Origin of the sequence: Burkholderia sp. AU33803, from assembly GCF_002223095.1 — a bacterium.
Lineage (GTDB): Bacteria > Pseudomonadota > Gammaproteobacteria > Burkholderiales > Burkholderiaceae > Burkholderia.
Genome location: NZ_NKFJ01000004.1, coordinates 1,860,544 through 1,872,850 on the forward strand (window position 1 = coordinate 1,860,544; position 12,307 = coordinate 1,872,850).

Here is a 12,307-nt window from a genome sequence, read left to right on the forward strand (position 1 = left end):
TCCTGCGCGCCGGCGCCGCACCGGGACCACCCCGGCAGCAGGCCAAGCGCGTTCGCTTCTTACACCGGCAGTGCCGGCTCCTCGTGCAGCACGCCGTCGCGCAACCGCATGATGCGGTCGCAGCGCGCGGCGAGATCGGGATCGTGCGTGACGATCACGAAGCTCGTCTCGAGCGTCTCGGACAGCTCGAGCATCAGGTTGAACACCGTATCGGCCGTCGTGCCGTCGAGGTTGCCGGTCGGCTCGTCGGCGAGCACGCACGCGGGCTTCGTGACCAGCGCGCGCGCGATCGCGACGCGCTGCCGCTCGCCGCCCGACAGCTCGCCCGGCCGGTGCTTCGCACGCGGGCCGAGACCGACACGTTCGAGCATCGCCTGTGCCTGCTCGCGCGCGTCCTCGGTCGTCATCCGGCGAATGCGCAGCGGCATCGCGACGTTGTCGAGCGCGGTGAACTCGGGCAGCAGGTGATGGAACTGGTAGACGAAGCCGAGCGCACGGTTGCGCAGTTCGTTGCGCTCGCGCTCGGCGAGTTGCGTGAACGGCTTGCCGAGCAGCGACACCTCGCCCGCGCTCGGCTCGTCGAGCCCGCCCAGCACGTGCAGCAGCGTGCTCTTGCCGGAACCCGACGCGCCGACGACGGCGAGCTTCTCGCCGCGCCGCACCGTCAGCTCGGTATTGTTGAGCACCTGCACGTTGAAGCCGCCCTGCACGAACGCCTTCGTGATCCCGCGCGCCTGAAGCACGTATTCCTGCATACCGGCCGAATCCTGTCTGTTGTGTTGTTTTGCATCCGCGAATGCGGTCGCGCGATCATTCATAGCGGAGCGCCTCCGCCGGCTTCACCTTCGCCCCGCGCCAGCTCGGATAGAGCGTCGCGACCGCCGACAGCGCGAACGCGATCAGCCCGATCCGGATCACGTCGCTCGCGACGAGTTCGGACGGCAGCTCGCTGATGAAGTACACGGACGGCGGCAGGAACTGCACGCCGAACAGGTGCTCGATCATCGGGATCAGCCACGGGATGCTCCACGCGATCAGGCAGCCGAGCGCGACGCCCGACGCCGTGCCGACGAAGCCGATCGTCACGCCCTGGACGACGAAGATCTTCATGATCGACCCCGGCTGCGCGCCGAGCGTGCGCAGGATCGCGATGTCGGCCTGCTTGTTGGTCACCGTCATCACGAGCGACGACACGAGGTTGAACGCGGCCACCGCGATGATCAGCGTGAGGATGATGAACATCATCCGCTTCTCGATCTGCACGGCCGAGAACCACGTCTTGTTCTGCTGGGTCCAGTCGCGAATGTACAGGCTGCCCGACAGCGTATGCGACAGCTCGACCGCCACGTCCGGCGCCTTCTGCATGTCCTTCAGCCGCAGCCGCACGCCGGTCGGCGCGGCCATCCGGAACAGCGCCTCGGCGTCGCGAATGTTGATCATCGCGAGCGTGCTGTCGTATTCGTAGTGCCCCGACTCGAACACGCCGACGACCGTGAACTGCTTGAGCCGCGGCATCATGCCGGCCGGCGTGATCGATCCTTCCGGCGCGACCAGCGTGACCTTGTCGCCGACCGTCACGCCGAGGTTGCCCGCGAGCGCATCGCCGAGCACGATGCCGAACTGGCCCGGCACCAGCGCGCCGAGCTGGCCCGCCTTCATGTCCTTGCCGATGTCCGACACCTGTGGCTCGAGCGTCGGCTCGACGCCGCGCAGCATCACGCCGCTCACCGCGTCCTGGCGGGTGAGCAGCGCCTGCGCGTCGACGTACGGCGCCGCGCCGATCACCGACGGATTGCGGCGCGCTTCCTGCGCGGTCAGCTGCCAGTCGGGCATCGAGCCCGTCGGCGAGAACACCTCGACGTGCGCGAGCACCGACAGCATCCGGTCGCGCACTTCCTTCTGGAAGCCGTTCATCACCGACAGCACGACGATCAGCGCCGCGACGCCGAGCGCGATCCCGAGCATCGACACGAGCGCGATGAAGGAAATGAAGCCGTTACCGGTCGTGCGTTTGCCGGCGCGCGTGTAGCGCCAGCCGATCTGCCATTCGTACGGAAGTTTCAAGCGAATCCTTTCTGCTGGTTACGGCGGGGAGGCGCCCCGCGGCCGGACCGCCGCCCGGTGGCGGCCACCGGCCCGGGCACGGTCGAAAAACGGCCGCCGGACGCGAACGGGCCGTCAGCCGGCCCGATCACGCGCGCAGTTTGCCATACAATGCGCACCATCATGCACGACCGACGCCTCCATTTTCTCGTTCCGTTCGCGCTGCCGTCGGCGGCCGATGCGGCCTCGTCCCTGCACACGCTGGACAGCCCCGCGCTCGAAAAGTTGCTCGCCCGCGCCAGCCTCGTCGAGCGCGTGGCCGGCGAGGACTTCCAGCGCACGCTGCCGCACGAACGCTGGCTGGCCCGCCAGTTCGGCGCCACCCAGGGCAACGCCGCGGACGAGGCGCCGCTCGCGCCCTACATGCTGCTGGCGGACGGCGGCGACCCCGGCGCGCACGCGTGGGCCTGCGTCGAGCCCGTCCACGTCGAAATCGCGCACGATCACCTGGTGCTCGTCGATCCGGCGGCCCTCGCGCTCGACGAAGGCGACGCCGCCGCGCTGCTCGCAGTCGCGCGGCCGCTGATCGAGGAGCTCGGCGTCCGGCTCGAGGCGCCGAACCCGTCACGCTGGTACCTGTCGAGCGAGCAGCTCGCCCGCCTCGCCGGCGCCGCGCCGCTGCGCGCGAGCGGCCGCAACATCGAGATCTGGCTGCCGCACGAGGCCCATACGGGCGAACGCTCGCGGATGTGGATGAAGCTGCAGAACGAGGTGCAGATGGCCTGGTTCCAGCATCCGGTCAACGAGACCCGCGAGGCGCGTGGCCTGCCGGCCGTCAATTCGATCTGGTTCCATGCGCAGGGCACGCTGAAGCCGGTCGGCAAGCCGTTCGCGCGCGTGCTGTCCGCGTCGCCCGCGGCGCTCGGCCTCGCGCGCGCCGCGCAAGCCGACGCCGGCGCGCCGCCGGCCGCGTTCGGCACGCTGCCCGCCGCCGATGGCGCGACGCTCGTCGAACTGCCTGCACTGACCACCCCGTTCATCGAGCAGGACTGGGCGCGCTGGCACGACGGACTCGCCGCGCTCGAGCGCGACTGGTTCGCGCCGGCCCTTGCCGCGCTGCAGAACGGCGAGCTCGCGAGCGTCGATTTCACGCTGTGCGGCGACACGAGTTCCGTGACGCTGCACGCGACGCGTGGCGACCTGCGCAAGTTCTGGCGCCGCCGCGCGCTGACCTCCCTGTTCGAATAACAAAGCAGACCCCGTATGACCCGGATCGTTACCCGTCCCGTCGCGCCCGCCGACGCCGAAGTGCTCGCGCGCCATGGCCTGCATCCCGTCCTTGCACGCCTGTACGCGTCGCGCGGCGTGCAGTCCCCCGCCGACATCGAGACCGCGCTGGCGCGACTCGTTCCGCCCACCGAGCTGAAAGGCTGCGCCGACGCTGCCTCGCTGCTCGCCGACGCGATCGCCGACAAGCGGCGCCTGCTCGTCGTCGCCGACTACGACTGTGACGGCGCAACCGCGTGCGCGGTCGCGGTGCGCGGCCTGCGGATGTTCGGCGCGCAGATCGACTACCTGGTGCCGAACCGATTCGAATACGGCTACGGCCTCACGCCGGAGATCGTCGAACTCGCCGCCGCGCGCAAGCCCGACCTGCTGATCACCGTCGACAACGGCATCGCGAGCGTCACGGGCGTCGAGGCCGCGAACGCGCGCGGCATCGACGTGCTCGTGACCGACCACCACCTGCCCGGCGACGCGCTGCCCGCCGCGCGCGCGATCGTCAACCCGAACCAGCCCGGCTGCGCGTTCCCGAGCAAGCACCTCGCCGGCGTCGGCGTGATGTTCTACGTGCTGCTCGCGTTGCGCGCCGAGCTGCGCCGCCGCGGCGCGTTCGCGAGCAAGGAAGCCGAGCCGCGCCTCGACGGCCTGCTCGACCTCGTCGCGCTCGGCACCGTCGCCGACGTCGTGCGACTCGACGGCAACAATCGCGTGCTGGTCGCACAGGGGCTGCAACGCATCCGCAACGGCCGCATGCAGCCGGGCGTCGCCGCGCTGTTCCGCGCCGCCGCGCGCGAAGCGCGTACGGCCTCGGGCTTCGACCTCGGCTTCGGCCTCGGCCCGCGCCTGAACGCCGCCGGACGGCTGTCCGACATGTCGCTCGGCATCGAATGCCTGATCACCGACGACATCGGCCGCGCGTGGGATCTCGCGCAGCAGCTCGACGTGATGAACCGCGAACGCCGCGAGATCGAGGCCGGCATGCAGCAGCAGGCGCTCGCCGATCTCGCCGACGTCGATCCGGCCGACGCGTGCACGATCACCCTCTTCAACCCCGAGTGGCACCAGGGCGTGATCGGCATCGTCGCCGGCCGGCTCAAGGAAAAATTCCACCGCCCATCGTTCACGTTTGCGCACGCGGACGACGAAGGCAAGCGGGTCAAGGGCTCGGGCCGCTCGATTCCCGGCTTCCACCTGCGCGACGCGCTCGACCTCGTGTCGAAACGCGAACCGGACCTGATCGTCGCGTTCGGCGGCCACGCAATGGCGGCCGGCCTCACGCTCGACACCGAGAACGTGCCGCGCTTCGCGGCCGCGTTCGAGGCCGTCGCGCGCGAATGGCTGTCCGACGACGCGCTGGCCCGCGTGATCGAGACCGACGGCGAACTCGAGGATGCGTACTTCACGCCGCAGTTCGTCGGGCTGCTCGACGAGGCCGTCTGGGGGCAAGGTTTTCCGGCCCCGCTTTTCTCGGGCGAATTCGACGTGGTATCGCAGTCGCTCGTGAAGGAAAAGCATCTGAAGCTGCAACTGGCACGCGGCCGGCAGCGCTTCAACGCGATCTGGTTCAACCACACGGAGCCGCTGCCGGAGCGCGCGCTGGTCGCCTACCGCCTCGTCGCCGACACGTGGAACGGCGTCACGCGCGTCCAGCTGATCGTCGAACACGCGGCCGGCTGAGCGCGGGCCGCCCGGCCCGCCATGCCCGCCGATGCATGCACGCCGCGCCGGACGGGGCCGCGGCGCGCGTGCGAGCACCGTTTGCGTCACCGGGCAACCCCGCCGATCGGCTATAATTCCGCTTTTTTACGAAGCAAGAATAGCGAACGATCATGGAAGCGGAACGTCTCAACGCGATCGAAAGCTCCCTGCTCGACCTGCGCAACCGCGCGGGCGAGCTCCGGGGGTATCTTTGACTACGACGCCAAAGCTGCGCGTCTGACCGAAGTCAACAAGGAACTCGAAGACCCGAACGTCTGGAACGATTCGAAGAACGCCCAGGCGCTCGGTCGCGAGAAGAAGCTGCTCGAGGGCGTCGTCATGACGCTCACCGCGCTCGATAGCGACCTGCGCGACGCGCTCGACCTGTTCGAGCTGGCCCGCGAGGAAGGTGACGAGGACACGCTCGTCGCGTCGGAAGAAGACGCCGCGAAGCTCGAGGCACGCGTGGGCGACATCGAGTTCCGCCGGATGTTCTCGAACCCGGCCGACCCGAACAACTGCTTCATCGACATTCAGGCCGGCGCCGGCGGCACCGAGGCGTGCGACTGGGCATCGATGCTGCTGCGCCAGTACCTGCGCTACTGCGAACGCAAGGGCTTCAAGGCCGAAGTGCTCGAAGAGTCCGACGGCGACGTCGCCGGCATCAAGAACGCGACGGTCAAGGTCTCGGGCGAATACGCGTACGGCTTCCTGCGCACCGAAACGGGCATTCACCGCCTCGTGCGCAAGTCGCCGTTCGACTCGTCGGGCGGGCGCCACACGTCGTTCTCGTCGGTGTTCGTCTACCCGGAAATCGACGATTCGATCGAAGTCGAGATCAACCCGGCCGACCTGCGCATCGACACGTACCGCGCATCGGGCGCGGGCGGTCAGCACATCAACAAGACCGACTCCGCGGTGCGGATCACGCACATGCCGACCGGTATCGTCGTGCAGTGCCAGAACGACCGCTCGCAGCACCGCAACCGCGCCGAAGCGATGGCGATGCTGAAATCGCGCCTGTACGAAGTTGAAATGCGCAAGCGCCAGGCCGAACAGGACAAGCTCGAATCGAGCAAGACCGATGTGGGCTGGGGCCACCAGATCCGTTCGTACGTGCTCGACCAGAGCCGCGTGAAGGACCTGCGCACGAACGTCGAAATGAGCAACACGCGCGCCGTCCTCGACGGCGACCTCGACGACTTCATCAGCGCGAGCCTCAAACAGGGCGTGTAAGCGCCGCGGCGCGACCCTGCCGGGTCGCGCCCCCTTGCCCTTCCCGTTTGCGTTGCCGCACCCACTCCGAATTCCGACCATCATGACCGAACCGACCCAAACGCAGCCCGCCGTCGTCGCGGACGAAAACCAGCTCATCGCCGAGCGCCGCGAAAAGCTGCGCGCCCTGCGCGAACAAGGCGTCGCCTACCCGAACGATTTCCGCCCGGAACATCACGCAGCCGATCTGCAGACGAAATTCGCCGATTCGGACAAGGCCGCGCTCGAAGCGAACCCGGTCGAGGTCTCGGTGGCCGGCCGCCTGATGCTCAAGCGCGTGATGGGCAAGGCGAGCTTCGCGACGGTGCAGGACGGATCGGGCCAGATCCAGTTCTTCGTGACGCCGAACGACGTCGGCGCCGACACCTACGACGCATTCAAGAAGTGGGACCGCGGCGACATCGTCGCCGCGCGCGGCGTGCTGTTCCGCACCAACAAGGGCGAGCTGTCGGTCCAGTGCAAGGAGCTGCGCCTGCTGTCGAAGGCGCTGCGCCCGCTGCCGGACAAGTTCCACGGCCTGTCGGACCAGGAAATGCGCTACCGCCAGCGCTACGTCGACCTGATCGTCACGCCGGAAACGCGCGACACGTTCCGCGCCCGCACCAAGACGATCGCGTCGATCCGCAAGTTCATGGACAACGCCGACTTCATGGAAGTCGAGACGCCGATGCTGCACCCGATCCCGGGCGGCGCGGCCGCGAAGCCGTTCGTCACGCATCACAACGCGCTCGACATGCAAATGTTCCTGCGTATCGCGCCGGAGCTGTACCTGAAGCGCCTGATCGTCGGCGGCTTCGAGCGCGTGTTCGAAATCAACCGTAACTTCCGGAACGAAGGCGTGTCGCCGCGTCACAACCCGGAATTCACGATGATGGAGTTCTACGCCGCGTACACCGACTACCGCTGGCTGATGGACTTCACCGAGCAGCTGATCCGCCAGGCGGCGATCGATGCGCTCGGCACCGCGACGATCCAGTACCAGGGCCGCGAGCTCGACCTGGCGAAGCCGTTCCACCGCCTGACGATCACGCAGGCGATCCAGAAGTACGCACCGGACTACACCGACGGCCAGCTGTCGGACGACGCGTTCCTGCGCACCGAACTGAAGCGCTTCGGCGTCGACGTGTCGCAGCCGGCGTTCCTGAACGCCGGCATCGGCGCGCTGCAGCTCGCGCTGTTCGAGGAAACGGCCGAAGCGCAGCTGTGGGAGCCGACCTTCATCATCGACTACCCGGTCGAGGTGTCGCCGCTCGCACGCGCATCGGATACCGTGCCGGGCATCACCGAGCGTTTCGAGCTGTTCATGACCGGCCGCGAAATCGCGAACGGCTTCTCGGAGCTGAACGATCCGGAAGACCAGGCCGCGCGCTTCAAGAAGCAGGTCGAGCAGAAGGATGCGGGCGACGAGGAAGCGATGTTCTTCGACGCCGACTACATCCGCGCGCTCGAATACGGGATGCCTCCGACCGGCGGCTGCGGGATTGGCATCGACCGTCTCGTGATGCTGCTGACCGACAGCCCGACGATCCGCGACGTGCTGCTGTTCCCGCACCTGCGCCGCGAAGACTGATCGCCGCGCCCGCGTGTGCGCCGCGCCCCGCGGCGCGCACGCGTCAGCTTTGTAACGACGCGTAAATCCCGCCAGCCGGCGTCCGCCGGCTTTCGATCCTCCCCCGTTTTATCCCCTCGTCGCGACGGCCTGCTCCGGGTTTTCCCTGTCATGGCTTCCGGCGCCCCGCTGCAATTCGTTACACCTTGATACGGCACGCCGCTGGGCCGTGGACGACACTCCTGTTGCGTCACCACGCATGACCACGGGACCAGAACGAGGCGCCGGAACGCCGAGTCTGCTCGCTCCCGAGCGTGGGATCCTGCTCCGGCGCAGCACGCCGATCCGGATCGACATTGGAGAACAAAATGGACAACCAGAATCAGACCACGCCGCAAAAGCAACGCCTCCACCCGCTCATCGCCACCGCCGCGGGCGCCGTCATCGTCGCCAGCCTCGCGGCGACGGCAGCGATCACGGGCATCTTCCCGAAGGCCAACAGCAACAATGCACAGAACGGTCAGACCCAGGCCGCGCTGATCGCATCGCAGCCGGCCGTCGATACGGCCGCGGCCGCCAGCGCCGCGCTGGCCGCGCAAGCCCAGCAGCAGGCGGCCGAACAGGCCGCCGCGCAGCAAAAGGCTGCCGAGCAGAAGGCCGCCGTCGCGCAGGCTGAACCGAAGCCCGCGCCGCGCCCGGCCGCACCGCATCGCCGTCATACGACGGCACCGCAGCCGCCGCAATACGCGCAGCAGCCGTCGGCGCCGGCCCAGAGCTACTGCCAGAGCTGCGGCACGGTCGTCGCGATCTCGCAGACGCGCACGCCGGGCCAGAGCTCGGGGATCGGCGCCGTGGGCGGCGCTGCAGCCGGCGGCCTGCTCGGCAACCAGTTCGGTCACGGCAACGGCCGCACCGCGATGACGATCATCGGCGCGCTGGGTGGCGGCCTCGCCGGCAACCAGGTCGAAAAGCAGGTGCGCGCGGAAACCGACTATCAGGTGCAAGTGCAGATGGAGAACGGCGCGACGCGCACGTTCACGTACCACAATCCGCCGCCGTTCGGCCAGGGCCAGCGCGTACGGATCGAGAACGGCACGCTGGTCGGCGCGTAATTGGCTGACCGCATCGGCTCGCCCTGCCCGCATGTCGTCCGTGGGCAGGCGGCCTGAAAACGAAAACGGCTCGCGAGCGATTGCTCACGAGCCGTTTTTTTGTTGCCGGCCGTCTGCGCCGTCAGAGCGCCCGCCAGGTTCAGTCTTCGTCGTCGAAGTCCGATTCGTCGATCCAGTGGGCCTGGATCGCTTCGAGGATCTTCTCGCCGGAATGCGCCGGATCGTCGTTGAAGCCGTCGAGCTCGAGCACCCATTGGCGCAAGTCGACGAAGTTGATCCGCTGCGGGTCGATGTCCGGGTGCTTGTCCGCCAGCGCAATGGCTATTTCACGCGAATCGGTCCATTTCATCGCCTGCCTCCGGTTCCGGTCAGTGGTTTTCCTTCGCGTGGTTGATCGAGTACTTCGGAATCTCGACCACCAGGTCCGAATCTTCCTTCACGATCGCCTGGCACGACAGGCGCGACGTCGGCTCGAGGCCCCACGCCTTGTCCAGCAGATCGTCCTCGTCCTCCTCGGACGGCGTCAGATCGTTGAAGCCTTCGCGGATCACCACGTGGCACGTCGTGCACGCGCACGACTTCTCGCATGCATGCTCGATCTCGATCCCGTGTTCGAGCAGGTTGTCGCAGATACTCTTGCCGGGCGTCGCGTCGATCACCGCGCCATCCGGGCACAGTTCGACGTGAGGCAGCACTACCAGTTGAGGCATGTCCGTTCCGTCAGTCAGGGTGCGGCGCCAGGCGCCGCACGGTTCATTGTCGCGCGGGCCGTTGCCGGCCGATGCGCAGTTCTTGCGTTCAGATCTCGTCGAGCCGGCGGCCCGACAGCGCGCGCTTGATGCTCTTGTCCATCCGGCGCGCCGCGAATTCGTCGGTGCCGTCGGCCAGCGCCTTGGTCGCCGCTTCGATCGCGTCCGTATCGTCGCCTTGCGCGACCGCACGCAGCGCCGCGGCCAGCGTGTCGACTTGCGCGCGCTCGCTCGCGTCGAGCAGTTCGCCGTCGGCCGCCAGCGCGGCCTGCGTCGCCTCGAGCATCCGCTCGGCCTCGACCTGCGCTTCGCGCAGCGCGCGGGCGCGCATGTCGATCTCGGCGGTCTTGAAGCTGTCCTCGAGCATCTTCGCGATGTCGTCGTCGGCAAGACCGTACGACGGCTTCACGACGACCGACGCCTCGACGCCCGACAGCTGCTCGCGGGCAAACACCGACAGCAGGCCGTCCGCGTCGACCTGGTAGGTCACGCGAATGCGCGCGGCGCCGGCCGTCATCGGCGGAATGCCGCGCAGCTCGAAGCGCGCGAGCGACCGGCAGTCGGCGACGAGCTCGCGCTCGCCCTGCACGACGTGGATCGCCATCGCGGTCTGGCCGTCCTTGAAGGTCGTGAATTCCTGCGCGCGCGCGATCGGAATCGTCGAGTTGCGCGGAATGATCTTCTCGACGAGGCCGCCCATCGTCTCGACGCCGAGCGACAGCGGAATCACGTCGAGCAGCAGCCAGTCGTCGCCGGTGCCGCGATTGCCTGCAAGCAGGTCGGCCTGGATCGCCGCGCCGAGCGCGACGACCTGATCCGGATCGAGGTTCACGAGCGGTGGCTGGCCGAAATACTTCGCGACCGCGTCGCGGATCACCGGCATGCGCGTCGCGCCGCCGACGAGCACGACACCCTTGATGTCGGCCGGCGTGACCTGCGCATCGCGCAGCGCCTTGCGGGTCGGCGCGAGCGTGCGCTGCACGAGCGGCTCGACGAGCGACGCGAACGTGTCGTGCGAGATCGTCTGCGCGAGGTGCGCGCCACCCGACAGCGTGACGTCGAGCGACGCCTCCGGTGCGGACGACAGCGCTTCCTTCAGCACGCGCACACGGTCGAGCAGCAGGCGCACGTCCTCGGGCGCGAGCGTCTTCGCGTCGATGCCGGCCTGCGCGAGCACGTGATCGAACAGCGCATGGTCGAAATCGTCGCCGCCGAGCGCGGAATCGCCGCCCGCGGCCAGCACTTCGAACACGCCCTTCGTCAGCTTCAGGATCGACAGGTCGAACGTGCCGCCACCGAGGTCATACACCGCATAGAGGCCTTCGGCCCCGTTGTCGAGACCGTAGGCGATCGCCGCGGCGGTCGGTTCGTTCAGCAGGCGCAGCACGTTGAGGCCCGCGAGGCGCGCTGCATCCTTGGTCGCCTGGCGTTGCGCTTCGTCGAAATACGCGGGCACCGTGATCACCGCGCCCACCAGGTCGTCGCCAAGCGAATCTTCCGCGCGATAGCGCAGCGTCGCGAGAATCTCGGCCGACACTTCGACCGGGCTCTTCACGCCGTCGATCGTGCGGATCTGCACCATGCCCGGCGCATCGACGAATTCGTACGGCGCGTTCGCCGCGCCTTCGACCTCGGCCTTGCCGCGGCCCATGAAGCGCTTGACCGACACGATCGTGTTGCGCGGATCGGTGGCGGCCTGCTCCTTCGCCTCGTGGCCGATGCGGCGGCCACCCTTCTCGAGGTAGCGGACCACCGACGGCAGCAGCACGCGGCCCGTTTCGTCCGGCAGGACTTCAGGTACGCTGTTGCGCACGGCCGCGACGAGCGAATTCGTCGTACCGAGATCGATCCCGACGGCGAGTCGCCGCTGATGCGGCGCCGGCGCCATGCCCGGTTCGGAAATTTGCAGTAAAGCCATCTTGGTTCGTTCGGGCGCTCGGCCCGTTTGCTGCGCGTGCCGCAAGGCACGCGGTTAAGTTTCGAGGCGCTCGATCTGCGCGCCCACTTCCGACGCGACCCGTTCGATGAACATCAGCTGGCGCACCGCCTCGGCGGCCGCCTGATCGGCGCCGCTGTCGAGCAACGTGCCGAGGCGCTCCACCCGCACGCGCCGCTCTTCGCGCAACTCGGCGAGCAGCGCATCGAGCGCGTCGACGTTGCGGGCGGCCGCGGCATCCTCGATGCCCTCGCGCCACTCCATCTGCTGCATCAGGAACGCAGGCTCCATCGCGGTGTTGTTTTCCGCGCCGATGTCGACACCGCGCAGCGACAACAGATACGACGCGCGCTTCAGCGGATCGCGCAGCGTGCGGTACGCCTCGTTCGCGCGGGTTGCCCATTGCATCGCGATGCGCTTCTGCGCGTCACCGGCCGCCGCGAAGCGATCCGGGTGCACCTGCGTCTGCACCGTCCGATACGCGGCGTCGAGCGCCGTCTCGTCGAGCGCGAATTGCGCCGGCAGGTGAAACAGGTCGAAATGGCTGTCTTTCAGCGAGACCATCGTCGCGTTCAATTCCGTTTCGTCGCGCGGCAAACGCCGCCCATTAAAAAGGCGGCCCGTGCCGCCTCTTGCCCGCATCGCGCGGAGATCCGCGTGG

11 protein-coding genes are annotated in these 12,307 nt (G+C 68.3%); 5 read left to right on the plus strand and 6 right to left on the minus strand.

Annotated elements, in window-relative coordinates:
- Nucleotides 1-59: 59 nt before the first annotated feature.
- The gene (lolD, locus tag CFB41_RS11160; protein WP_372684011.1) at nucleotides 60-818 is read right to left on the minus strand and encodes a lipoprotein-releasing ABC transporter ATP-binding protein LolD; all 759 of its coding nucleotides are present in this window, start codon (nucleotides 816-818) and stop codon (nucleotides 60-62) included.
- A complete protein-coding gene (locus CFB41_RS11165; RefSeq protein ID WP_043190315.1) occupies nucleotides 811-2,064 on the minus strand; it encodes a lipoprotein-releasing ABC transporter permease subunit in 1,254 nt (417 codons plus the stop codon). The genes lolD and CFB41_RS11165 overlap by 8 nt, the downstream gene beginning before the upstream one ends.
- 162 nt (nucleotides 2,065-2,226) lie before the next feature.
- Here CFB41_RS11165 and CFB41_RS11170 point away from each other — a divergent pair, with 162 nt between their 5' ends.
- From CFB41_RS11170 to CFB41_RS11190, 5 genes are all read left to right on the plus strand, one after another.
- Nucleotides 2,227-3,291, plus strand: coding sequence for a regulator (locus CFB41_RS11170; RefSeq protein ID WP_089456628.1), 1,065 nt, complete (start codon nucleotides 2,227-2,229; stop codon nucleotides 3,289-3,291).
- A 15-nt stretch (nucleotides 3,292-3,306) separates the two neighbouring features.
- Nucleotides 3,307-5,004: a single-stranded-DNA-specific exonuclease RecJ gene (gene recJ / locus CFB41_RS11175; RefSeq protein WP_089425753.1), complete on the plus strand. Its 1,698-nt coding sequence runs from the start codon at nucleotides 3,307-3,309 to the stop codon at nucleotides 5,002-5,004.
- Between the two features lie 152 nt (nucleotides 5,005-5,156).
- Nucleotides 5,157-6,261, plus strand: a protein-coding gene (gene prfB / locus CFB41_RS11180; RefSeq protein WP_105749870.1) for a peptide chain release factor 2 whose coding sequence is annotated in 2 segments (ribosomal slippage) — nucleotides 5,157-5,237 and nucleotides 5,239-6,261 — 1,104 coding nt in all. Because the reading frame shifts where the segments join, the coding sequence is not laid out codon by codon here.
- Nucleotides 6,262-6,343: 82 nt separating this feature from the next.
- Complete coding sequence (gene lysS / locus CFB41_RS11185; RefSeq protein WP_089440504.1) at nucleotides 6,344-7,870, plus strand: lysine--tRNA ligase; 1,527 nt, start codon at nucleotides 6,344-6,346, stop codon at nucleotides 7,868-7,870.
- Nucleotides 7,871-8,217: 347 nt separating this feature from the next.
- Nucleotides 8,218-8,961 carry a glycine zipper 2TM domain-containing protein gene (locus CFB41_RS11190; protein ID WP_089440505.1) on the plus strand — a complete coding sequence of 248 codons (744 nt, stop codon included), beginning with the start codon at nucleotides 8,218-8,220 and terminating at the stop codon, nucleotides 8,959-8,961.
- 139 nt (nucleotides 8,962-9,100) lie between these two features.
- On the opposite strand, the gene iscX is transcribed toward CFB41_RS11190, so the two are convergent.
- The 4 genes from iscX to hscB form a co-directional block, all read right to left on the minus strand.
- The gene (gene iscX, locus CFB41_RS11195; protein ID WP_069621826.1) at nucleotides 9,101-9,310 is read right to left on the minus strand and encodes a Fe-S cluster assembly protein IscX; all 210 of its coding nucleotides are present in this window, start codon (nucleotides 9,308-9,310) and stop codon (nucleotides 9,101-9,103) included.
- A gap of 19 nt (nucleotides 9,311-9,329) precedes the next feature.
- Nucleotides 9,330-9,671, minus strand: a complete 342-nt coding sequence (gene fdx / locus CFB41_RS11200; protein WP_011352558.1) for an ISC system 2Fe-2S type ferredoxin — start codon at nucleotides 9,669-9,671, stop codon at nucleotides 9,330-9,332.
- Between the two features lie 88 nt (nucleotides 9,672-9,759).
- Nucleotides 9,760-11,628 carry a Fe-S protein assembly chaperone HscA gene (hscA, locus tag CFB41_RS11205; protein WP_089456471.1) on the minus strand — a complete coding sequence of 623 codons (1,869 nt, stop codon included), beginning with the start codon at nucleotides 11,626-11,628 and terminating at the stop codon, nucleotides 9,760-9,762.
- A gap of 54 nt (nucleotides 11,629-11,682) precedes the next feature.
- Entirely contained in the window at nucleotides 11,683-12,210 is a 528-nt protein-coding gene (hscB, locus tag CFB41_RS11210) for a Fe-S protein assembly co-chaperone HscB (RefSeq protein WP_042973645.1), read from the minus strand.
- Nucleotides 12,211-12,307: the final 97 nt, after the last annotated feature.

What these genes read in the sequence shown, in the direction of transcription:
- lolD (WP_372684011.1), bottom strand. Translation starts at nt 818, where the DNA reads ATGAATGATCGCGCGACCGCATTCGCGGATGCAAAACAACACAACAGA.
- CFB41_RS11170 (WP_089456628.1), top strand. Translation starts at nt 2,227, where the DNA reads ATGCACGACCGACGCCTCCATTTTCTCGTTCCGTTCGCGCTGCCGTCG.
- recJ (WP_089425753.1), top strand. Translation starts at nt 3,307, where the DNA reads ATGACCCGGATCGTTACCCGTCCCGTCGCGCCCGCCGACGCCGAAGTG.
- lysS (WP_089440504.1), top strand. Translation starts at nt 6,344, where the DNA reads ATGACCGAACCGACCCAAACGCAGCCCGCCGTCGTCGCGGACGAAAAC.
- CFB41_RS11190 (WP_089440505.1), top strand. Translation starts at nt 8,218, where the DNA reads ATGGACAACCAGAATCAGACCACGCCGCAAAAGCAACGCCTCCACCCG.
- iscX (WP_069621826.1), bottom strand. Translation starts at nt 9,310, where the DNA reads ATGAAATGGACCGATTCGCGTGAAATAGCCATTGCGCTGGCGGACAAG.
- fdx (WP_011352558.1), bottom strand. Translation starts at nt 9,671, where the DNA reads ATGCCTCAACTGGTAGTGCTGCCTCACGTCGAACTGTGCCCGGATGGC.
- hscA (WP_089456471.1), bottom strand. Translation starts at nt 11,628, where the DNA reads ATGGCTTTACTGCAAATTTCCGAACCGGGCATGGCGCCGGCGCCGCAT.
- hscB (WP_042973645.1), bottom strand. Translation starts at nt 12,210, where the DNA reads ATGGTCTCGCTGAAAGACAGCCATTTCGACCTGTTTCACCTGCCGGCG.